The organism is Vibrio sp. B172a (assembly GCF_030248355.1).
Classification (GTDB): Bacteria; Pseudomonadota; Gammaproteobacteria; order Enterobacterales; family Vibrionaceae; genus Vibrio; species Vibrio owensii.
Genome location: NZ_JAHGAC010000035.1, coordinates 223,100 through 244,630, shown reverse-complemented (window position 1 = coordinate 244,630; position 21,531 = coordinate 223,100). Strand labels below are relative to the sequence as shown.

The 21,531-nt window shown below is 45.6% G+C and carries 19 protein-coding genes; 13 read left to right on the top strand and 6 right to left on the bottom strand.

Annotation, left to right across the window (positions count from 1 at the left end; all coding sequences use genetic code 11):
* Position 1 precedes the first annotated feature (1 nt).
* Positions 2–1,339, top strand: coding sequence for an ATP-binding protein (locus KIT90_RS25315; protein ID WP_285379322.1), 1,338 nt, complete (start codon positions 2–4; stop codon positions 1,337–1,339).
* Positions 1,326–1,799, top strand: coding sequence for a response regulator (locus tag KIT90_RS25310; protein ID WP_005442071.1), 474 nt, complete (start codon positions 1,326–1,328; stop codon positions 1,797–1,799). Before KIT90_RS25315 ends, KIT90_RS25310 begins: the two co-directional genes overlap by 14 nt.
* Positions 1,800–1,888: 89 nt before the next feature.
* Here KIT90_RS25310 and KIT90_RS25305 read toward each other — a convergent pair whose 3' ends face one another.
* Positions 1,889–3,595 (bottom strand): bifunctional diguanylate cyclase/phosphodiesterase, encoded by a 1,707-nt coding sequence (locus KIT90_RS25305; protein WP_041059769.1) that lies wholly within the window; start codon positions 3,593–3,595, stop codon positions 1,889–1,891.
* A 460-nt stretch (positions 3,596–4,055) separates the two neighbouring features.
* On the opposite strand from KIT90_RS25305, the gene KIT90_RS25300 reads away from it, so the two are divergent.
* The 4 genes from KIT90_RS25300 (at position 4,056) to KIT90_RS25285 (ending at position 8,893) form a co-directional block, all read left to right on the top strand.
* Positions 4,056–5,267, top strand: a complete 1,212-nt coding sequence (locus tag KIT90_RS25300) for an HD-GYP domain-containing protein (protein WP_005442074.1) — start codon at positions 4,056–4,058, stop codon at positions 5,265–5,267.
* Positions 5,268–5,612: 345 nt separating this feature from the next.
* On the top strand, positions 5,613–6,239 hold the full coding sequence (locus tag KIT90_RS25295) for a LysE family translocator (protein ID WP_285379319.1): 627 nt from the start codon (positions 5,613–5,615) through the stop codon (positions 6,237–6,239).
* Positions 6,240–6,445: 206 nt separating this feature from the next.
* On the top strand, positions 6,446–7,990 hold the full coding sequence (locus KIT90_RS25290; protein WP_285379317.1) for a YjjI family glycine radical enzyme: 1,545 nt from the start codon (positions 6,446–6,448) through the stop codon (positions 7,988–7,990).
* A 21-nt stretch (positions 7,991–8,011) separates the two neighbouring features.
* Positions 8,012–8,893, top strand: coding sequence for a YjjW family glycine radical enzyme activase (locus KIT90_RS25285; RefSeq protein WP_285379315.1), 882 nt, complete (start codon positions 8,012–8,014; stop codon positions 8,891–8,893).
* A 20-nt stretch (positions 8,894–8,913) separates the two neighbouring features.
* Here KIT90_RS25285 and KIT90_RS25280 read toward each other — a convergent pair whose 3' ends face one another.
* Positions 8,914–9,870 (bottom strand): LysR family transcriptional regulator, encoded by a 957-nt coding sequence (locus KIT90_RS25280; protein WP_042605818.1) that lies wholly within the window; start codon positions 9,868–9,870, stop codon positions 8,914–8,916.
* A gap of 603 nt (positions 9,871–10,473) precedes the next feature.
* Between KIT90_RS25280 and KIT90_RS25275 the strand changes: the two genes are divergently transcribed.
* Both KIT90_RS25275 and KIT90_RS25270 read left to right on the top strand, forming a co-directional pair.
* Positions 10,474–11,241 (top strand): TerC family protein, encoded by a 768-nt coding sequence (locus KIT90_RS25275; RefSeq protein ID WP_020195945.1) that lies wholly within the window; start codon positions 10,474–10,476, stop codon positions 11,239–11,241.
* A 167-nt stretch (positions 11,242–11,408) separates the two neighbouring features.
* Positions 11,409–12,011, top strand: a complete 603-nt coding sequence (locus tag KIT90_RS25270; RefSeq protein ID WP_005442095.1) for a 2OG-Fe(II) oxygenase — start codon at positions 11,409–11,411, stop codon at positions 12,009–12,011.
* 105 nt (positions 12,012–12,116) lie between these two features.
* Here KIT90_RS25270 and KIT90_RS25265 read toward each other — a convergent pair whose 3' ends face one another.
* Entirely contained in the window at positions 12,117–13,382 is a 1,266-nt protein-coding gene (locus KIT90_RS25265; protein WP_285379312.1) for an HD-GYP domain-containing protein, read from the bottom strand.
* Between the two features lie 293 nt (positions 13,383–13,675).
* Here KIT90_RS25265 and KIT90_RS25260 point away from each other — a divergent pair, with 293 nt between their 5' ends.
* The gene (locus KIT90_RS25260) at positions 13,676–14,308 is read left to right on the top strand and encodes an SDR family oxidoreductase (RefSeq protein WP_285379310.1); all 633 of its coding nucleotides are present in this window, start codon (positions 13,676–13,678) and stop codon (positions 14,306–14,308) included.
* 38 nt (positions 14,309–14,346) lie between these two features.
* Here KIT90_RS25260 and KIT90_RS25255 read toward each other — a convergent pair whose 3' ends face one another.
* Complete coding sequence (locus tag KIT90_RS25255) at positions 14,347–15,678, bottom strand: GGDEF domain-containing protein (RefSeq protein WP_020195942.1); 1,332 nt, start codon at positions 15,676–15,678, stop codon at positions 14,347–14,349.
* Between the two features lie 104 nt (positions 15,679–15,782).
* Positions 15,783–16,280, bottom strand: a complete 498-nt coding sequence (locus tag KIT90_RS25250; protein ID WP_005442105.1) for a hypothetical protein — start codon at positions 16,278–16,280, stop codon at positions 15,783–15,785.
* Positions 16,281–16,444: 164 nt separating this feature from the next.
* Here KIT90_RS25250 and KIT90_RS25245 point away from each other — a divergent pair, with 164 nt between their 5' ends.
* From KIT90_RS25245 to KIT90_RS25230, 4 genes are all read left to right on the top strand, one after another.
* Positions 16,445–17,638 carry an iron-containing alcohol dehydrogenase gene (locus tag KIT90_RS25245; protein ID WP_285379307.1) on the top strand — a complete coding sequence of 398 codons (1,194 nt, stop codon included), beginning with the start codon at positions 16,445–16,447 and terminating at the stop codon, positions 17,636–17,638.
* Positions 17,639–17,811: 173 nt separating this feature from the next.
* Entirely contained in the window at positions 17,812–19,017 is a 1,206-nt protein-coding gene (locus tag KIT90_RS25240; RefSeq protein WP_009704250.1) for an aromatic amino acid transport family protein, read from the top strand.
* A gap of 258 nt (positions 19,018–19,275) precedes the next feature.
* Complete coding sequence (locus KIT90_RS25235; protein WP_038896487.1) at positions 19,276–20,400, top strand: HD-GYP domain-containing protein; 1,125 nt, start codon at positions 19,276–19,278, stop codon at positions 20,398–20,400.
* A 99-nt stretch (positions 20,401–20,499) separates the two neighbouring features.
* On the top strand, positions 20,500–20,715 hold the full coding sequence (locus tag KIT90_RS25230) for a hypothetical protein (RefSeq protein ID WP_005442113.1): 216 nt from the start codon (positions 20,500–20,502) through the stop codon (positions 20,713–20,715).
* A 184-nt stretch (positions 20,716–20,899) separates the two neighbouring features.
* Here the strand turns inward: KIT90_RS25230 and KIT90_RS25225 are convergent, their stop codons facing one another.
* The gene (locus tag KIT90_RS25225; RefSeq protein ID WP_020195938.1) at positions 20,900–21,448 is read right to left on the bottom strand and encodes a hypothetical protein; all 549 of its coding nucleotides are present in this window, start codon (positions 21,446–21,448) and stop codon (positions 20,900–20,902) included.
* Positions 21,449–21,531: the final 83 nt, after the last annotated feature.

Sequence of the window (21,531 nt, the reverse complement as noted above, 5' to 3'; positions counted from 1 at the left end):
CATGTACGAGAGCAAATTAGATACGCTGGTAGAGCGTTATTTCAATCATATCGAGCGTCGCATAACGGTGTCGGCAGGCTCGGTATTGATTGAGCAAGACGGCTACAACGAGCGGCTCTATTACGTATTGTCTGGCGAGCTTGCTGGTTATTTCTCTGAGGATGGCAAAAAGCAGACTCAGGTGTTTGCGGCATCTAAGGGCGCGTTTATTGGTGTGCACAGTTTCTTCTCTGGAACGTGGACCGCTTCTTCGACGGTGATTGCACAAACGGACGTTGAGTTAGCGTGGATTGAGCGCAATACGCCAGCGGTAGAAGCAAGTAAGTACGGCCCTTTAACCGCGCAGTTTATGCCCGTAATGGTTAACGAGCTTTCTCGCCGTCAACGCCGAGCGATGCAAGAAGCGTTGGGCAAAGAAAAGGCATTGCAAAAACTGCACACCGCAGAGCAAATGACGACACTTGGTCAACTTGCTGCAGGCATTGCGCATGAGCTTAATAATGCCATTGGCGTGGTAAGCAGTAAGTCAGAGCGCTTGGAATCGGTGATCATGGGATTGCTTGAAGAGGTGCATCCTGAGGCGAGCCAGTTTTTTGATTTTGGATTGATGCAAGGGCAAAAAATCTCTTCAAGTGAAGCAAGAACACGAGGACGACACTTCGAGAAATATTACGGTTTGCCTAAAGATTTAGCCCGTGAGTTAGCGCGTGCTGTCCCGACCGATTACCTTAACGAGCACTGGTTAAAGCGGCCAGAAGAGGCGATTCGTTACTGGCAGATGGGGCGTGATTTGCACGATTTGCGCATTGCCTCAAAGCACACCGTTGGCATCGTGAAATCAGTGAAACAGCTAGGTCGTACCGACATAGACAAAGAAGAAGGGCTCAGAGTCAACGATTCGATAAACCAAGCGCTTGCGTTGCTACAAAGCGATTTAAGACGCGTCAGTGTGCGTTTTAGTCCGGCTGATTTACCTTTGTTTGTAGGCTCACAAACCGAGTTGGTGCAGATTTGGGTCAACATTTTAAAGAACGCTTGCGATGCGATGAGAGAAACGGACTCGCCAGCGATAGAGATACAAACACGCGTGAGCAAAAATAAGATCTTGGTAACCATTGCAAACAACGGTCCTGAGATTAATGAAGCAACACGCAGAAAGATTTTTCGACCAAACTTCACGACCAAGAAAGGTGGGTTGTCGTTTGGCTTAGGGCTAGGGCTGTCGATCGTGAAGCGAATTGTGGCGGGCTATAACGGTTCGATTGCAGTGAAAAGCGACAGCGAAAAAACCATATTTAGAATTAAACTACCGGTAGAGGACGAACATGGACAAGCTTAATTTAATTTGCGTTGATGACCAGCGAGAGGTGTTAAGCGCGGTTCTGCAAGACTTACAGTCGTTAAGCCAGTGGCTCAACATTGAAGATTGCGAGTCTGCCGATGAAGTACTTGAGTTAATGGATGAGCTAGATGCGGAAGGTGAGATGATTGCGTTGATCATTTCTGACCACGTGATGCCGGGTAAAACCGGTGTTGAGCTGCTAACGGAGATTTCCAAAGACAGCCGATTCATTCGTACGCGCAAAGTGCTGCTTACCGGGCAGGCGACGCACACGGACACCATCAATGCGATCAACTCTGCGGGTATCGACCGTTACTTCGAAAAACCGTGGCAGGCAGAGCAATTGGTGGAATGTGTGAGAAACTTGGTGACGAAGTACATCTTCGATATGGGGTTAGACTACACCGAGTACCACGAGCACTTGGATCAGAATGTTGTGTTTGACCGTCTGAGATAACTGCTGAATACGATACAAACTGAGCTAGAAAACTCGCTAGCTCAGTTAGATTTTGTCGTTGTTTAAGAAGCTATTGGTTTAAAAAGAAACTACTGGCTTAACGTGTATCGGCTAGCACTGGCCACCGATAGGGGTTTCGAGAACCAATAACCTTGCAGGTAATCCACGCCCATTTCCGCAAAGAAATCACACATCTTCGCGTCTTCAATGCCTTCAATCACCACTTCGATATTCTGTTCACGACACATGGTGATCAAGAATTTCAAATACTCATGTGATGAGCGGTTGGTCAGGGTTTTCCACGCCATCGATTTATCGATCTTAATTTGCGTCATTGGCAAATCAAAGAAGCAGTTTAACGAGCTGTATCCGGCACCAAAATCATCTAGTGAAAGGGCAAAACCAAGCTCTCGCAACGTATTCAAAGGGGCGATGGCGGCTTGGTTGTTGTCCAGAATAAAGGTCTCGGTCAGCTCAAGCACAATGGCTTGCGGCTCTATGCCGACTGCATCTGTCATTGCTTTGATTTTGCTCGGGAACTCGCTATTAAGAAGCTGTAAAACAGACACGTTCACATTCACGCGAACTTGATTTTGATAGCGTTCGCGATAGCTCTTAATGAACTGACATGCCTTCTCAAACACTTGGTAGCCAAGTTCGACAATCAAGCCTTTGTTTTCCGCTACTGGGATAAACTCATCCGGGTAGATTTCGCCAAACTCTTTGCTGCGCCACCGAACCAAAGATTCAAAACTCACCACTTGCAGATCGGATGCACTGACGATGGGTTGAAATTTTACGCTCAGCGTTCTTTCTTCCAGTGCGTTTTTCAAACCTTGCTCAATAAAGAAATAACGGTCCACTGCGTACTGCGTTTTCTGGCTGTACACCGCGATGCGATCTTTGTTCTTCTCGTTCGCGTATTGGCATGTGCGGGCTGCTTTACGCACGATCTCTTCGGCTGAATGTTCTGGGTCAACACATGGGTATAAGCCGATGCTGATGTTGCTGCCGAGATACTGGCCTTCTTCCACCACTGCTTCATGATAGTTTTGCTTGATGGTCTGAGCGTAGGCTTGAAGCGCTTCCAGCGGCACATCATCAAGCACGAGGATGGCAAAGTCATCATCGTGAACCCGATAAACGGTGCAGTTAGGGGAAGGGAGGTGGCTTAAGGTTTGCAGCAATTTCTCAACCAAGCCGTCGACAAGCTCACTGCCGTACTGGTTGAGGTAAGATTTGATCTCTTCAATCTGAATGTAAAAAATCGATGCGTGAGTGCTTTGAGATTTCACTAACTCATTAATATTCAGCAGCAGGTGCGCGCGGTTTGCCATACCAGACGCGTTGTCATGGAAGGCGACCTGATGGATGTAGCTTTCCATCAGCTTTCGCTCAGAAATGTCTCTGTGGCTGCCAACCATGTAATGACCTTGTTCTGTTTCTTTGGTCATTGCGACGCCTTCAATCCAAACGTATTGGCCATTTGGTTTGCGCAGGCGGTAGGTTGTCGTTACACGTGTATTGTCGGTATTGATGTGGGCGTCAACGCGTTTAGACAGGCGCTCTCTGTCTAATGGATGCACCAAATCAAGCCATCTATCGAGGTTAATACGGCCCGCATTGATACCAAATTGCTCATAGAAGCGCTGGTTGTAGAAAACCATGGTGCCAAACTCATCCATGTAGAAGAGTCCTTCACTGAACACATCGAAGATATGGATGAAGCGTTGTTCAACGATCTGCAAAAACTCGCGATCGTGCTCAGAAATGGTTTGATCAACCTTGTTGGTCAAGATACTGTCCCCGCAATCCAAGTTGCTGTGGAGATAAGTATATAAGTCGGGCTACACGCAAATGACATATTTTTGAAGTTTGTCCTTTTACACTGCAAACGAAGCTAGTCGAATCAGATTGGCAGTCTGTTGTGTTAATGAGCTTAAAAAGTTTCTGTGTAATAGAGTAATTATTAGAATAATGCGACTAATAATCGGTATTTATAAAACTTTGGTCAACAGTAAATACTATTTGTATTAAGTAGTTATTGATTCAACACCCAAATTATCGAAATTCTTACCACTTGTGATGATTATTTGAGCTAAGCCCATAAATTAAAAGTGGTTTATTGAACGGTGAACGTCTCATATATTGACTGAATGCTCATTAATTTTAAACGATAGCGAATTCTTATAACAGTGAATGGTCAGATCTCTTATAATGCGTCTGCTAAATAACAGGTGTTAAAAGTTTCGCGATATGCAGTACAAACCAGAAGACTCAATAAAGATAGCCATTGCAGATGTAAGTATCGGTATGTTCGTGACTGCAATCGAACAAAATAAACGCGTTAACCTCGCCAATGCGGGACGTGTTTCCACTGCGCAGGGCATTCAAAAGCTGCAAGCAAGTGGGGTGAAGTTCGTTTGGGTCGACCAGAAACTTTCTGCTCAAGAGTGCGTGTTCAAACCTGTTGAAGAAGAACACGATGTCACCTTAGCAGCCTCTGAGGTGATGACTACGCCAAAAATTCAACGCGCGTTTCGTTCTCGCGAAGCGCAGCATAAACGTGCCAAAAAACTGATTGCGGAAGCGAAGTGTTTGGCGCAAAAACTGCTCAACCAAACCTTTGAAGGCAAGGTCATTGAAGTCAACGAGATTGAATCGTGGGCGGATGACATGATCGACAGCGTCTTTATCGACTCTGACGCGCTTCAGTGTGTGTCGGCGCTGCGCCAAAAAGACAGTTATTTGCTTGAGCACTCAGTTAACGTCGCTTGTTTGCTGGTTTCTTTCGGTAAGCATTTGGGCCTCGATAAAGACACACTCAAGCAGTTGGCGATTGGTGGCATCATTCATGATGTGGGTAAAATCAAAGTCGATGACGAGATCTTACATAAGCCAGCGCGTTTAACGCCGGAAGAATTTGAGCACATGAAACTGCACCAAGTGTTCGCAGGTGAAATCATTCTTGGCGTAAAAGGCCTAAGTGATGTCAGCCGAGATGTGTGTTTGATGCACCATGAGAAGCTCGACGGTACCGGTTATCCGTTGGGTTTGTCTGGCGACCAGATCCCAATGCACGGGCGCATGAGCTGTATCGTGGATATCTACGATGCGTTAACGGCAGACCGCGTCTACAAAAAGGGCATGAGTTCGGCTGAAGCATTCAAAATCTTGTTGAGTTTGACGCCATTCCATCTCGACCCAGATTTAGTGTACAAATTCATCAACTGCATCGGTGTTTACCCAGTCGGTTCGATTGTTCAATTAAGCGATGGTCGAGTCGGCATTGTTTGGACATCCAGCGATTCGCAGCCGCTAAAACCAATCGTGAAGTGTTTCTACTCGCGCAAATACAAGCGTTACATCGATGTGGCGATGGTGGATTTGAAAAACAGCTCTCACTCGATAGAAAAAGCCATCGCACCTTCATCGTTAGAAGTGGACCCAAAACCTTTCTATGACTAACGTACAGTGACTGCTTACTTGATGCGATCTGCGAATGATCTTGTCGAATAAGCAATCACTTTACATAGTTGCATATTCCCAGTATGTTGAATGCATAACTAAACAGCTCAAAGTAGGTTAGGGGAGAGATAAACCGAGGTGTGTTACTCTGATTTCTGAACCTGGCTTCCTGCCCTGGCTTCAAAACCAGAACACTTTTAAGGATCTCGATTAACTTTGAGTTTGTTCAGTTGTGATAAGAATGATGTGGTGTTTTGCTCTATTGCGTTTCATGGATCGAAGCGAGAGTAAGACGGCTATTCCACGTGATTCGCTCATTCATCAGCACATTGGAAAGGAGCGCCAATGCAACTCGATACTTGGATCTACTACACCCTTGCAATACTTGTCCTGACGGCTTCTCCTGGCCCGAGTTCGCTACTTTGTTTGAGCAAAGGTGTGAGCAGCGGATTTCGCCACGCCTTTATGACCGCACTCGGCAGCCTAGCTGCGATCACTATTATTCTTACCCTGTCTTTCTCCGGCCTTGGGGTTGTGATTGCTTCTTCGGAGCTGGTCTTTAACATTATCAAATGGTGTGGCGCAGCGTATCTTATTTGGCTTGGTATCCAAGCATTGCGATCAAAACAAACCGATTTCTCACAAGCAAAACCAGTACAAGCATCGTCCGATTATTTAAGTGCATTTACCAGCGGCTTCATTGTCGGTTCGAGCAATCCTAAAGCGATCGTGTTCTTCACCGCACTGTTTCCCCAGTTTATTGACCCTTCTGCATCGCTATTCACTCAATACATCATTTTTGCTAGCACGTTTGTTGTGTTCGAACTGAGTTGGTTAACCTTTTATGGCTTGTTGGGTGTGAAGACATCGGACTGGTTATTTGCAAAAGGGAGAGCTAAGTTGTTCAACCGTCTGACTGGCGGCGTATTCATAAGTGCTGGTGTTGCTTTGTCGACGGCACATCGAAGCTAAATAACAGCAAGTTAAGCTAAGTTATTAAATCTTAGGCTAAATTAGAAAAACCTTATTTCCAAAATGGAAATCGGCATTTTGGTTTTTTTCATTAGTGGCAAAGACTCTTGGCGCGTAGAATTCAACGCGTCCCTTCAAGATTGATTTGAAATCAACAAATGATTGGAAGGGGCGTATTCGTTGTATTTTCTCCAGGAACATCTTAGATGACTCAAAGCCTTTCTGATCTTCAGCAGCGTTTCCTTGCTATCGCGACTGATAGCAACTTGTCTCCAAAACAGAAATCAAACTTTCTTGCTTTGGAAGCCGAAGCCACTATTCCATATATGACCGTCTCTGACGAGGTAAGCCAAGCAATGCAGCAAGGCGTCATATGTGACATGTTTGAAGGTCACGCGCCGTTTAAGCCGCGCTATGTTTTGCCAGATTACGCAAAATTTCTTTCTCAAGGTTCTGAATACTTGGAGTTAGCTCCAGCAGAAGATTTTGATGATGCGATCAACATGTTGACCATCATTTACCATCATGTGCCATCGGTAACCAACATTCCGGTTTACCTTGGTCAACTTGATGATGTGCTAATGCCTTACGTTGGTGGCCTCACTGACGACCAAATCTACAAAAAGTTAAAGCACTTCTGGATCATGCTTGATCGCACGTTGCCAGATGCGTTTATGCACGTGAATATTGGCCCGACGGACAACATCATTTGTCGTACGATTTTGAAAGTAGACGCCGAGCTAAAACAGATCGCGCCAAACTTAACCTTCATGTACGACGAAGCCGTCACTCCAGACGATCTGCTAAAGCAAGCAACACAAAACATTTGTGAGTGCAGCAAGCCACATATCGCGAATTACCCAATGCACGCGAACGCGTACGAAGGTGGTCGTTTTGGTATCGTGAGCTGCTACAACTCTCTGCCATTGGCTGGTGGTTCAAACACGTTAGTGCGTATGAACCTAAAAGAAGCAGCAAACCGTGCAGATAATCGTGAAGACTTCTTCAATAACGTGCTGCCAGAATATCACGGCTTAATGGTTGAGCTGATGGATGCACGCGCTTCACATTTGCATGAAAAGTCTGAGTTCTTCAAAGGCTTCCTAACACAAGAAGGCCTGATCGAAGAATCTCGCTTTGCGCCAATGTATGGCATCTACGGCATGGCAGAAGCGGTAAACGTATTGCTAGAGAAAGAGGGCAATGCAAGCCGTTACGGCCAAGATGCAACAGCAAACGAGCTTGGTCACGCTATCTCTGCAAAACTGTCTGAATTGGTAGAAAGCACGCCAGTGAAGTTTGGTCTAGAAGGCAAAGCGCTACTGCACGCACAAGGCGGTATCAGCCTAGATTTGGATGTAACACCGGGCGTTCGTATTCCTTACGGTAACGAGCCAGATCCCGTGTCTTACGTGCAAGCAACAGCAGGCCACCACCAATACTACCGTTCTGGTATCAGCGACATTCTGACCATCGACGAAACCGTGAAATCAAACCCAGAAGCGATGTTCAACCTGTGTAAAGGTGCATTGAATGCTGGCTATCGCGAGTTCACGGCAAACGTTGCGTCAAACGACTTGGTTCGCGTAACGGGTTACATGGTGAAACTGTCTGATATCGCGAAATACGATGCAGAAGGTTCACGTACCAATACCACATTCCTAGGTGCAGAAGCGGCGAAGAACACCGGTATTTTAGAGCGTTCACCACGTGTGGTGAGCCACGAAATGTCACCGACTTACGCTAAGTAATTGGTGACGGATAAGAATAAGATGGCTAGACGATCGGAACACCTCTTGGCTAAGGTAACTCGTATCCTTCCGTTCTCTTGTGTTGATGGACCGGGAAACCGTCTAGTCATCTTTCTACAGGGTTGTAACTATCAGTGCATCAACTGCCACAACCCGCACACCATCAATCACTGTAATCATTGTGGTGATTGTGTGAGTGAGTGTCCGGCTGGCGCACTGAAGTTCGACGAAAGCAACAACGTTGTTTGGCTTAAAGAGGAGTGCACCCACTGCGACCATTGTATAGAGATATGTCAGCACCAATCTAATCCAAAAATTACTGACTATTCTGTGGAGGCAATGCTCGATTTGATACGCCAACAGCGCTTTTTCATTAGCGGTGTTACTGTATCCGGTGGGGAATCTACCTTACAGCTTCCTTTCATTACTGCGCTGTTTAAAGGGATCAAACACGATCCTGAATTACAGCATCTCACTTGCTTCATCGATAGCAATGGTTCTTTATCCATCGCAGGTTGGGAAAGAGTATTGCCGTACATGGATGGCGCGATGATTGACCTTAAATCGTGGCAAAGCGAAACGCACTACTGGTTGGTCGGGCGAGATAACCACCGTGTATTCCAAACCATTCAGTATTTAGCGCAAGCAGGCAAGTTGTACGAAGTGCGTTTGCTTCATATTCCGGGTAAAAGCGATATAGATACGGAAGTTGCAACCGTAGGGCATTATCTGCAATCTTTGCCAGAATCGGTCAACATTCGTTTGAATGCCTTTCAGCATCACGGTGTAACGGGTGAAGCTCTGGAATGGGAGAAATGTTCTCAGGATGAAATGGAACGCTTCCACGCACAATTAAGTCAATTTGTCAGCAGACCAATGACCATGCCATCGGTCTACGTGTAGTGCAGAAAAGATAAAAAGGCTCAGAGTTTATTGACTCTCGGTTTGCGGCATCCACCGAGGGTTTCACAAGCCTTAAGCACTTGTTGTTGTAGCCATCTTAAAGCGGGATCGTTCAGGCTCGCTTTATTCCACACCAAACTATACGCCACTTGTCCATACTCAAACGGCAAAGGTCTCTCTACCAACCCCTTGGCTTGCAGTGCCATTCGCGCCCAAAGTTTTGAGCAAGTGAACAGATAATCAGAGTGGTGGCACATTACCGCTGCCGAACCAAAATCGGCCACGTGCATCGCGACGCTGCGTTTAGCGTAACGCTGAGTTAAGTTCTGCTCAAAGTAAGGCTGGGATAGGTCTTTATCGTGAATACCAATGTGTCTCGCACACAAGTAGTTCTCTACCGACAGTTCTTCTTTCACTAACGGGTTATTGCTGCCCATCAAACAAATCATTTCGTCTTCTAGAATCGTCTGCCAAACCAAGTCTTTGTTGTGCGTTGGTGGTTGGCTGATGTCGTGCGGCAGAATCATAAAATCAACTTGGCCGCGGATCAGAGAATCAAAACTCATTTGCTCTTTGGCATACACATTGAGTTGTGCTCGGCTCCCCATTTGCTGAGATAAGTCTTGCAGCATAGGTGCGAAGATCTCGAAGGTACTTTCACGCATTGCCAAAGAAAAGCGACCTTCGTAATACGCGGGATTAAATGAGCCTTGGTAGAGCAAACCGTTCATGCTGGAAAGAATGCCATGAACAGAAGGGCCGATATTCAAAGCAAATGGAGTCGGGACTAAACGAGTGCCATCGCGGTAGAAAAGGTCGTCTTTAAGAATGTCGCGCAATTGGCTGAGCGTTTTGCTCACGCTGGAAGGGGTCACGCAGAGCTGTTCCGCCGCTTGAGTCACGCTATGTGTCGTGAGCAGCATGTGCAATACAGTAAGGTGTTTAAGGCTAATGCGTGAGAGTGTTATGTAATCCATTCGTAAGACTAGGGTCTGTTTATCTTTCGTGGTTAAATTTTGTTCGAGATAAAAGCGTTTTAATCGCGGCGAGTCGATTGAAGCCTAGTGGCTCTAAGTAAAATTGACTCAACAAAGAATAAAACGCTTTTAGCCGAACCCTTTGGGCAGCGTTTGTAGGTGCTTTCTACTGCGTTATCGGCTTATCAGGTAGAATAGCTACATATCAAAGCCTCTGTCTTGTATAAAACATCTACAAACTGCTGCAAAAATCGTCACGAAAGGTCAACAGACCCTAACTCGTGTGATTTTTCTCAGTATATCAAAATATTATTATGAAACATTTTTTTACGATTGTTGAAGCACGTAAAAAGAGGTGTTTCAATTCGAGCTCGATGCAATAGTTTGGCTCAACTCGGCACTTGATGGGGTGAGTATGGCTTATAACCCTTAGAGGACGAAAGATGCTTTACACAAGCCTGACAAAATAAGGGATTGCGTACAAAGGGAGGAGGTGATTTACTCACGTTTCCTAAGTAACAGAGGTTTTAAAAACTTAATGGACGACCCCTTTAGTCGACTGAACAATTCACTGTATGGCTTCCAATCACCGGAGGCGTACTCATGTTAGAACTTTTCATGCAACCAGAAGCGTGGGCTATCTTCGCTACCTTGTTTGCTCTTGAAGTAGTCTTAGGCGTTGATAACGTCGTATTCATCTCCGTTCTGTGTGAACGATTGCCACAGCACCAGCGTAAACTTGCCCGAAACCTAGGTATTGGCCTAGCGGTGATGGCGCGTATTGTTTTGGTGTTCTCGATCTCTTGGATCATGCAGCTTACTCAGCCATTAATCAGCTTCAGCGACTACGCGTTTACTGGTCGTGATTTGATTATGATTGCGGGTGGTGCATTCCTACTAGCGAAAAGCTTGAAAGAGTTGTGGAGTTGGTTGACCCACACTGAACACGGTCACTCGACTCATGTTCGTACTGGTCTGGCTGTGGTTCTGCTTCAGATTGTCGCGGTTGATGCTGTGTTCTCGATGGACTCGGTGATTACTGCGGTTGGTCTAACGAGCGAAGTACCAATCATGGTGGCGGCGATCATTTCGTCAGCGATTGTGATGGTGTTGACGGCGGAGAAAATCAACAACCTAGTGACGCGTTACCCGGGCTTTAAGACCCTTGCTCTACTATTCCTAGTATTGCTAGGTGGTCTGTTGATGGCAGAAGGTTTTGCTATTCACATCAACAAAGGTTACGTGTATTTCGCGATGGCGTTTGGTCTAGTTTTGGAAATGTGTCATATCCAACTTAAGAAAAAACAACGACCAGTGATTCAACGAATTCGTCCAATCCAACCTCGTTCTATTGCGCTTCAAACGCGCTAATTTAAACGCAAACAGTAGACCTAAATAGCCGCTCAAATGAGCGGCTTTCTTACGTCTGAATCTCGTTACTTAAGTGGATTTGTCGTCTCGATAAAAAACGGAATTTGTTGTTGTAGCACGGATTTCTTATATAGACCGCCCAAACCCACACGAGTGAACAAAATAGAATGAACAAATTGATCGACGCGTTATCGACGCACGGATACTACATCTGGGATGATTTTATTTCTCAAGAGGAAGTGGCTGAGCTGCGTGACTGTATTCCTGACGATTGGAAGAAAGCACGTATTGGTCGTAACGACGACGTGACTCGTATTGAAACCATTCGTAGCGATAAGATCCAATGGTTGAAGCGTGACATGGGCGCGCCAGTGGCGTCTTTCCTAGACAAGATGGAAGAGATTCGTTTAGAAGCAAACCGCTACTTTTTCCTAGGCTTGTTCGAGTACGAAGCGCACTTCGCGAAATACGAAAAAGGTGACTTCTACCAAAAACACCTCGATTGCTTCAAAGGCAATGAAAACCGCCGTCTAACTACGGTGTTCTACATGAACGAATCGTGGAGCGAAGAAGACGCTGGTGAGTTGGTGGTGTACGATTTGAATGATAATGAGATCGCGAAGATTCCGCCGCGTTCAGGTCGTCTGTTCGTATTCTTGTCTGAGCAATTCCCACACGAAGTATTGCCGACGAACGCGGAACGATTCAGTATCGCAGGCTGGTTCCGTATCAACGGTGTGAAAGACAACCAGTTAGACATCGCACACTAAGCCATCTAAACGTGCTTGTTTGTAGTGTTTAAATGCTTTCAAAACAACAAAGGGACGTCGAACTGGTGTCCCTTTGTTTATTCTGCTTACTGACTTTGTTTGGCGCTAAACTTCCGTGGAGAGCTGATAACACGCCTGCATGTCGGCAGATAAAATCTGATAAACATCGGAGCACAGTTTGCCTGCTTCAACCTGCTCATCCATGATGTCGGCAATCTCTTGCTGCGTCATGCGGCCTCGATATGGGCGATCTTGAGAAAGCGCTTGAAAGACATCGACAACGGCAATGATACGAGAAGGCACATCCAAGGCTTCTGCCGTTTTATGATAAGGGTAACCTGAACCATCTAACCGTTCATGATGGTTGGAAGCCCACTCAGCGATTTTGGCATTGGGAAACACTTTGTGCAGGGCAAGCTCAGTATCAATCGTATGCCGCTTGATGCGTGTGTATTCTTGCTTGTCTAGCGGGCCTTCTTTGTGAAGAATCTCATCAGGGGTTTTAAGCTTGCCAATATCATGAACCAGTCCCGCAATAAAAATCATCTCTTGCTCGTGTTCATCCAATCCCATTTTCTTCGCTAAGTAACGAGACAGTTCCGCCACCTTTTGAGAATGCTGATAAGTAAAAGGACTCTTGGCATCCACAATACGCGCTAAGAACAACCCTAAGCTGTTCATGTCTTCGATGGTGAGTTGCTTCTGTAGCCAATCAATGTTCTCAAACTGAAGTCCAATCGTTTCGATGTGTTCAGATTCCATCGCAAACCAAAATGCATCCGTCATGATCAGCTTAACCATGGCATCGCACATATGTGGGTTAAACAGTGTGCCACTGTTAGCCAACACACACTCGGCAATCAACTCTTCGTGCAAAGTAACCAAGTCGCTATGACAGTTGGAAACGTAATGCGCGCGCATAAAATCGAGACGATCAGAAAGATAGAGTAGAGCAGCGACGTCTTTTTCAAATGCTGGAATATCGATGTGTTCGAGCTCGATCCAATGAGTGTGGTGATAAAGTATCGGGGTTGAAAATTGGGTGAGTAATCGACACTGCTTAAGCGTGTGGTAGCCACGAATACAGTGCGCTTTGGCGTCTTGAGGGACGAGCTGTTCGAGCAACATCATGTGCTCGCGGGTTTCTGAGACGCCACAGTCGTGAACCATGCCTGCAAAGTAACAGAACTCTGCTTTCTTAATGTCCCATCCAAGAGTAAGTGCACATTGATATGCGATGTACGCTACTCGATGACTGTGGTGTGTATCATCAACACCTACGTAATCTAACGCGCGTGCCACCCAGATGAGGGCCTGTTTTAGATCGACTTCAAATCCCGAGGCAGATTGGGAGTAGGAAGATTGCTTCATTGTTAATACCGACGTTTCTACTGCCTATGCGTTGATTATTATGTTGTTTTTAGGGGAATGCGGCAGCGAACTGGAACCTAAAAACACGTGCATAAGGCTTAGTTATAGTTATGCCGAGAATGATACTGGTTGTCGCACGTAAATTTCATCCGTAGCTCGGAACTATCGATCATTTATTTGAACTACGTATTGATTTGGAAAGAATTTTCTCACTTCGATTGACATCTTTTGAAAACCCCTTAAATAGTGATGTAAAGTATTCTCATTATCATATTTGTAGTAAAAGGTAAGTTATGAAAAGAGTCGTAGTGTGGGGCGCAAGCAGTGGCCTTGGTTTGGCAATTGCACAGTATTTTGCAGAGAAAGGTGCTGAAGTTGTCGGTGTGGCGAGAAATCCAGACAAAAGCCCAGAATTAAAGGCGATTTGTCAGTCAACGTTTGCATGTGATGCCACGATTGCTGAAGAGGTTGATCGCGTTGTTGAGCATCTCAATCAAGAAGACATTATCATCAGCACGATGGGCAGTTTCCGTGCAGACATTCCGGTAGATTACCTTGGTCATCGTCACCTTATCGATGCTGCCAGTAAAGCATCACTCAAGCGTTTTGTTTTGGTGACGTCACTTGGTTGCGGTGATAGCTGGAAATACCTTTCTGACCGTTCTAAAGCGGGTTTTGGCGGTGTTGTGCGAGAGAAGTCATTGGCGGAAGCATGGCTACAAACCAGCGACTTGGATTACACCATCATTCGTCCTGGTGGCTTGAAAGATGGCGTAGTGACAGGCAATGGTGTGTTGGTGGAACCTAAAGAAGTACATGGTTTGGTATACCGTCAAGAAGTGGCTCGTTTACTGTTTGAGATGCTGGAAAATGGTCAAGGAAGCGGCGAGATCTTCCATTGTATCGATCCAGAGTTGTCTTACTAAGCTCACACGATAAACTGAATAATCCGCAGGGGCAGAACTTAGGCGCTGTCCCTGCTTTCGTTTGAATAGAGTACGACTTGGTCACGCCCTAGATCTTTTGCGGCATACAAGGCTTCGTCTGATTCATCTAACAGGCGGTTTGGGTCTATGATGTCGGCTTGTGCGCGCTCTGAAAGGCTAATACCAATGGAGATGGTTAGATACTTGATGGTTGGTTCATCATGATGAATGATTTCCAATTGTTTAACCCGCCCGCGGAGTTGGTTGCCTCGCGCTAACGCTTCTCTCGCATCATGCACAGGAGCGAGAACTACAAACTCTTCCCCGCCTAATCGCAAAGCGTAGCCATGCGTTTGCACCGCGAATGATTCTAAGGTTTTGGCGACTTTTTGTAGCGCTTTGTCTCCTTGTAAATGCCCTCGGTGATCGTTGAACTCTTTAAAATGGTCGATATCAATAAAGAAGCAGGCGATGAACATCTTGTTGGATTGATAGCACAGCGAGCGGAAGGAGGCTTCAAGCGAACGACGGTTATACAGACCAGTTAAAGGATCGTGCTTCACCATGTCATCCAGCTCTCTGTTCTTGCGGACCACTTTGTCGACAAGATGGCTAAAGGCGCGTGCTAAATCCCCGATTTCATCTTTCCTTTTGGTGTTAGGGACTTGAAACAGGCTAATGGTTTCAAAGTTCTGGCGCATAAAGGTCGACAGATTATTGATTGGCGATGAGATGTGGTAAGACAGTAAAAGTAATAATGGGTATGAGATCGCCATGCCGAGGACGATCTCGCGAATTGAATCCACCACAAACTCATCACGAATCTCACGCACCAATTCGATGTCGTACAGCAGTTCTATGTTGCCTTGAATGTCACCAGTTAATGGCAAAGTGATGTAGAGAATGTCTTTCTCAAAGCTCAGATGACTTTTACCGATTACCCGACAAGGATAGAGATCGAGAGTGAAATCTTCTTCGAGTTCCTTGCTCATATAATACTGCTCACGTGCGTCATTGAGACGAGCCAATAAATACTTCACTTTCACATTGGCTTGGGAACCGGTTTTCTTGACCGAGGTGAGTCTAGCGATGCGCTGGTCTAGATCTTGTTCGAAGGTCGGAGGATAGTCAGAGCGCCAGATTTCTTTTGCGTCACGATTGTAAGTAACAGACACGGGAGAATTCGTCACGGAGGAATAACCGTTAACGTACAAATAACGCAAGTCGGTGTGCATCTCTAGCTCATCTTTAAAGCTGGGCAGCATGAGATTGGCGTAGTTACCGCCATGCACCGCATCACTGACATGATGAACCAGTGCGCTTGCGCTTTGCTCGCGAGACACGATCGTCGTTTTGATGATGGTATCCATTGAGTTATGAAAATTGTAATAACCCAAACCACCTATCATGAGAATGACGAGAACAAAGTGCGAGAGGAAGATCTTTATTCTTATTGATGTTCCCACGTAATGAACTACTCGTTAAACACATCAATGATGGGTACGGCACATGTCCCATTGATGCAAATGTCCTTATATCCGTTATGACAGCGGTAGCACGTTTCAATCCTCAATGACGGATGACGATCTGATATGTCGTTTCCCTGCCGATCATAACTCCCGTAAAGCACTTCACCAGCAAGATGCTCGGTGACAAAAATAATGTTTTCTTCTTCGTAAACTGCAACTGCCGTTAAGCCATCGGAATAGGGGCCGTGCTTTTTATAAGCATCTACTTTGTGTTTCGGAACATAAATACTCAGGTTGGTGCCTTTACCTTGATTCGTCCAGTTGTACATCTTGACGGTCTCTTGAACAAACGTGGGTGTATCTGGCGGCAATACCACGTCTCGCCCAGGGATAACACTTTGTTTAACAAGCACAAGTTTGTCGAGGTTTTCTGGGAAGCTCGCCAATGAGCCCGCAAAAACGGATCCCGAAAAGACCAACAAAGCAAATGGCTTGTATCCCATGGCTCGTCCTCAACCATTAGTACTTAAGTTATAGAATAGTAGATAAATATTGGTTTGGTCGGCTTAGGCGCGTAGATGGATGAATACGGAATTCTGTGAACCCACTATCTCGAATTGAAGAAAAAAGCATCTAGAATGAATACTCAAAAACAAAAGGACTTTGTATGTTGAAACATCTGCTTTATCGCGGTTACACCAATGGACTGAAGGTGGCCGCTTACGTTCTTCCTCTGCCGAAACCAACGTTATTTTCAGGCCCCGGTAGCGTTCATGAGCTCACGGAAGCTATCGCCGATCTCGGATTCAAAAAGTTACTGCTCGTTACCGACGAAGGGCTAGTAAAAATAGGAATGGCAGAGCAAGTAGCAGAAAGTGCCAGAACGAGAGGTTTAGACGTCGCACTTTATGCAGAGGTAAAACCTGACCCTACTTATGATCAAGTTGAACGTGGATTAAATGTCTACCTAGAATCCGGTTGTGATGCGATTTTGGCGCTTGGCGGTGGTTCTGCAATGGATTGTGCCAAAGTGATTGCAGCCAGAGTGACCAACAAGAAATCCATCAAGAGATTGGCCGGCTTGTTTCGCGTATGGAGAACACCAGCGCCATTATTTGTGATTCCCACAACGTCAGGTACCGGTTCTGAAGTTACCGTCGCGGCGGTCGTTTCTGAGCCTGATACTCACCATAAAACCCCTCTAATGGATCCGAAGTTAGTCCCTTTAATGGCAGCGCTAGATGCCAACCTACTCGTCGGTTTGCCTGCAAAGATAACGGCTGACACCGGTATAGATGCTCTGACTCATGCGATTGAAGCCTACATATCCCGCAACGCGACGACGGAAACCAAAGCGTATTCAGTTGCCGCTATTAAACTCATATTCCAATATCTCCCTCGTGCAGTAGAAAAGGGCAGCGATATTCAAGCTAGGCAAAAAATGGCGATGGCGTCTTACTATGCAGGCCTTGCCTTTACCAAAGCGAGTCTTGGCTATGTACACGCGTTCGCGCATAACCTAGGTGCCAAGTACGGTTTACCTCATGGAATGGCAAATGGCCTTGCTTTGCTACCAGTGCTCCGGTTCTCATTCTCTGAGATTGAGCCACAACTGACTGCACTAAGCGAAGCGTTAATCGATGCGCAAAGTGAAACTATGCCAAATGCACAAGCGTTCCTCGAGAGATTGGAAGGGCTGTACAACGAGATTGGCATCGAACAAACGTCGTCATTGTTGAAAACCTCTGACACTGACGAGTTGGTGACTTTGATACTTAAAGAAGCGCATTGGAATTATCCAGTGCCTAAGTTCATGAATGAAGAAGAGTGCGCCCAATTGCTTGCGGAAATCAGAGTTTAATCACTGATGTATAAATTATTTTACACATATGGATTTTTATCCTTACACTTTGCTTGATCTTATTAGAAAGATCCTACAGAATCGTCATCATTCCAAATATGGTGTTAGGTTTGGTGTGCTGTAGCCCGATCTGATGCTGATAAATCTTATTAAGCTGTAAAGATAAATATACAATGAGTCGATCTAAAGTGTTTGGTAGCACCCTGATTATTGCAGGGACTACGATTGGTGCTGGTATGCTGGCGCTTCCTCTTGCGTCTGCAGGTATTGGTTTCTCAACCTCTCTTATTATCATGTTGGGATTGTGGGCATTAATGGCGTTTACAGCGCTATTGATGCTTGAGCTTCACCAATATGCGGACAGCAGCGCAACCCTTCATACTTTGGCGAAGCAAATCCTTGGTCAGAAGGGCAAGTGGGTGGCGAGCTTTGCGATGCTGTTCTTGTTCTACTCATTGTGTGCCGCTTACATTGCTGGTGGCGGTGCTCAGTTTGGTGACCGTCTAACAGAGTGGTTTGGGTTGGATATTTCAGGCTCGACTTCTACCATCATCTTTACTCTTATTGTCACTATGGTTGTGACGGTTGGTACAGGAACGGTAGACAAGGTTAACCGCGTGCTTTTTGGCCTAAAGATGGTGACGATGATCGCTGTGCTGTCATTCCTTGCGCCAAACGTGACCGAATCTTACTTACTGAGCATGCCAATTGAACAAGGCCTTATCGTTGCAGCAATTCCAGTCATCTTCACCTCTTTTGGTTTTCACGGCAGTATTCCTGCGATTGTGAACTACCTAGATGGCGACACCTCGTCTCTACGTAAAGCCATCATCGTTGGTTCTACGATTCCTTTGGTTATTTACATCTTCTGGCAAATCGTGACGCTTGGTGTTGTGAGCCAGGATACGCTGATTGAAAACGGTGGCTTAAGTGCGCTTATCGGTCAATTGTCTCAAACGGTTCACCAGTCAAACCTTGGTAGCGTCGTGGGTGTATTTGCTGACCTTGCTCTTTTGACGTCTTTCCTTGGTGTGAGCTTGGGTCTGTTTGAATTCTTGGGCGACACCATCAAAGGCGACAGTGAAAAACCAAACCGTCTGGTTGCTGCTGTAATTACTTTTACACCGCCATTAGGTTTTGCATTGTTCTACCCACAAGGTTTCATCATGGCTCTGGGTTACGCAGCGATTGCTTTGGCTATTCTTGCTATCTTCTTGCCATTGGTGATGGTGGTGAAAGTGCGCCGCTCTGATGAGTTTACGGGAGAATACCGCGTGGCAGGTGGTCAGGGAGCACTATTAGTAACGGGCATTGCAGGTACGGGAATTGTGATGGCGCAGCTACTCATTACTCTGGGCGTGCTTCCTGCGCTAGGTTAATCACCAAGCTGATAGATAACGAACAACTCATCATGTATTGAAAAGCCAGTGTACGAAAGTGCGCTGGTTTTTTTGATCTGGATTAAATTACCGTAGAATATTCGGTGAAAAGATTGGCGAAAATCTGTTTTTATTTCGTACACTTAAGTTGTGGTATGTCGATAATTTAGGTGGAGAAAAGCCGCTCTAATCACATCAAATACGCTGACTTTCATGAGCCTTTTCTTCTGGTTTCTCTACTTGGTGTGGAGGTGAAGTATGGCGCACCGGAGTTTTTACCCGTTTGCAAAACCGCTCAATGAGCAAATGCAAACACTGAAGAATAGGATGCAGGCACATTTACCGTGTGTCGATAGGGTGTCTTTTGCAAAATACCACCCAAAACAAGGCATGCTAAAATCCTTTGCTGAGAGTGAGTTCGACACTTGGTGTTTGGCTCATCATGAAGCGCCACTTCGTAAACTTCATAATTTAAGCATTGCTGCTGACAATGCCATTCCTCGTCTTGTTAACGATCTCTACGACATCAACCACTGTCCGCGCATTCAAACCTTATTGAAAGAAGGTTATCACTCATCTGTTGCGATCCCTTGTTACGATCGTCAAACCTTTACTGGCTTCGTCTTTCTCAATTCGATTCAACCGAATGCGTTCAGTGCAGAAGCTTTGAATGGGTTAAAGCCTTACTTTGAAATGGTTCAGTTCGCGGTGGAGTCGGAAGACCATGTCGTTAACGCTATAGAGCTGTTAGCGGAAAGAATGCAGTGCTTGATGCCAGGTTATTCACCAGAGGTTTACTCGCACAGCAAACGAATGGGCATGTACGCTCAATTGATTGCCACCCAACTTGCAGATACATACCAATTCAGTGACGAGGTTGTGGAGCAAATCGGCATGTTCACTCGTTATCATGCTCTAAGCGACATTAAGCTTCCGGCAGATATCGTGTGTAATCGTCGCTGTGTGAACGCAGAACAAGAAGCGTTGTTAACGGAGCACATTGAGCAATGTGTGGAATCAGCCGATAACATTGTGGCAAGAATCGGCAATCCGGTTCATCCGAGTGTCACTTTGTTCCAACAAATCATTTCTTACCAACATGAAAACCTAGATGGCTCTGGTTATCCGCATGGGCTTGAGCATTCAGGTATTCCAATCGCTGCGCAAATAGCAGCCGTCGCCAATGTGTTTGATGTCATGACCACCCATCATCCATATCGTCAAGCGTGGTCAATTCCGTATGCCTTGTTAGAACTAGAGAAACGTGTTTATCAAGGCTTGTTATCCCGAGAGTGCGTGAATGCCTTGCGCGAACATCAAGGCTATCTAAAACAGATCATTCATAAGTACCCAGAGCACTACGCTGGTATGGGTTTAATGTGAGAGTAGAGGAGCAAACCGTGAAGGGAATCAAAATATTGACTAGGAGGTCAGAATAAATAATACTGTATATGTATACAGCAACTCGTTTGGAGGTGAAGTATGTTGTGGGAAACCCTAGAAAGAGTAAACCGCTTACGCCAACAAGCACTTGCGAATGCTGAATTCGTAGAGTCTGCAAAGGAACATGAAGAAGCTTTGCAAGACCAAGAGTATCATTACCAACCAAGAAAGCGTTCAGCCAAGGACAAACAAGGTAAGAAGTCACTGGCCGATATCTATAAAGAAGTAGAGTTTGGCGCTGACGCTCGTCATTAACTGGTTCAACAATGCTGCGACTCTCATCCTACTTTTCTCACCGTCGCAGCTCGTCCGTCAGCGAGCGCTGTACAATTGCAACGCTCGCTGCGTTAATAACAATCCTGATTTAATCTCTTCGTGACAATGTCACTATTAACGTATCGAAAGCATAAAAAAATCCCCCGAACAGTCGGGGGATTTTTTAGAAATCTGCTTTGCGTACGTAATGGGGGTTTTTGTACTTTTTCTCGGGACCAAAAGTAGACACCACCAATTTATTCCACAACGCTTTATCAAACTCGCCTTTAGGAATCGAAGGGTAGAGGGTTTCTTCCTCTTCTCTTGCAAAGTTCATGTACTGCTTTTTCTTGATTTGGTTGTACTTCTTAGCAATTTGATTGTGCTTTCTTACCCATTCAAGTTTGTACTCACGCAGAACTTTTTCACCTTTCTCTGCATCCATACGAGACAAGAAAAGACGCTTGTACGACACTTTTCTATCCAGCATGGTACGCATGACGGTTTGAATGTACTTACCGTGATGAGTAATGGTGATGTCATTCTCATCAATAGGCGTGATGCACCAGCTCTTTGGCAAAAAGCTTGGTTTCTTAAATTGCTTATTACGCTCCATCAGCACCTGATGAAGAACTAAATCAGATGTGCCGCGGAAAGTCTTTTGCCACTTAGCGATTCGAATTTGTAACGAACCTGGCAAGCGATAGATGTTAGTAAACTTATCTTGGTCCATGGACTTCAGTCATGAAATTAATATGCAATAGAAAACAGTCCGACATGAGCTTTGAGCGAAACGAAAAACACTTTAGCGGGGAT

Bases quoted from the DNA above. Each gene is read 5' to 3' on its own strand.
- KIT90_RS25230 (WP_005442113.1), top strand. From the start codon at position 20,500: ATGTTGTGGGAAACCCTAGAAAGAGTAAACCGCTTACGCCAACAAGCA.
- KIT90_RS25290 (WP_285379317.1), top strand. From the start codon at position 6,446: ATGACTCAAAGCCTTTCTGATCTTCAGCAGCGTTTCCTTGCTATCGCG.
- KIT90_RS25260 (WP_285379310.1), top strand. From the start codon at position 13,676: ATGAAAAGAGTCGTAGTGTGGGGCGCAAGCAGTGGCCTTGGTTTGGCA.
- KIT90_RS25300 (WP_005442074.1), top strand. From the start codon at position 4,056: ATGCAGTACAAACCAGAAGACTCAATAAAGATAGCCATTGCAGATGTA.
- KIT90_RS25265 (WP_285379312.1), bottom strand. From the start codon at position 13,382: ATGAAGCAATCTTCCTACTCCCAATCTGCCTCGGGATTTGAAGTCGAT.
- KIT90_RS25235 (WP_038896487.1), top strand. From the start codon at position 19,276: ATGGCGCACCGGAGTTTTTACCCGTTTGCAAAACCGCTCAATGAGCAA.
- KIT90_RS25315 (WP_285379322.1), top strand. From the start codon at position 2: ATGTACGAGAGCAAATTAGATACGCTGGTAGAGCGTTATTTCAATCAT.
- KIT90_RS25295 (WP_285379319.1), top strand. From the start codon at position 5,613: ATGCAACTCGATACTTGGATCTACTACACCCTTGCAATACTTGTCCTG.
- KIT90_RS25240 (WP_009704250.1), top strand. From the start codon at position 17,812: ATGAGTCGATCTAAAGTGTTTGGTAGCACCCTGATTATTGCAGGGACT.
- KIT90_RS25310 (WP_005442071.1), top strand. From the start codon at position 1,326: ATGGACAAGCTTAATTTAATTTGCGTTGATGACCAGCGAGAGGTGTTA.
- KIT90_RS25285 (WP_285379315.1), top strand. From the start codon at position 8,012: ATGGCTAGACGATCGGAACACCTCTTGGCTAAGGTAACTCGTATCCTT.
- KIT90_RS25245 (WP_285379307.1), top strand. From the start codon at position 16,445: ATGTTGAAACATCTGCTTTATCGCGGTTACACCAATGGACTGAAGGTG.
- KIT90_RS25275 (WP_020195945.1), top strand. From the start codon at position 10,474: ATGTTAGAACTTTTCATGCAACCAGAAGCGTGGGCTATCTTCGCTACC.
- KIT90_RS25270 (WP_005442095.1), top strand. From the start codon at position 11,409: ATGAACAAATTGATCGACGCGTTATCGACGCACGGATACTACATCTGG.
- KIT90_RS25225 (WP_020195938.1), bottom strand. From the start codon at position 21,448: ATGGACCAAGATAAGTTTACTAACATCTATCGCTTGCCAGGTTCGTTA.
- KIT90_RS25280 (WP_042605818.1), bottom strand. From the start codon at position 9,870: ATGGATTACATAACACTCTCACGCATTAGCCTTAAACACCTTACTGTA.
- KIT90_RS25255 (WP_020195942.1), bottom strand. From the start codon at position 15,678: ATGGATACCATCATCAAAACGACGATCGTGTCTCGCGAGCAAAGCGCA.
- KIT90_RS25250 (WP_005442105.1), bottom strand. From the start codon at position 16,280: ATGGGATACAAGCCATTTGCTTTGTTGGTCTTTTCGGGATCCGTTTTT.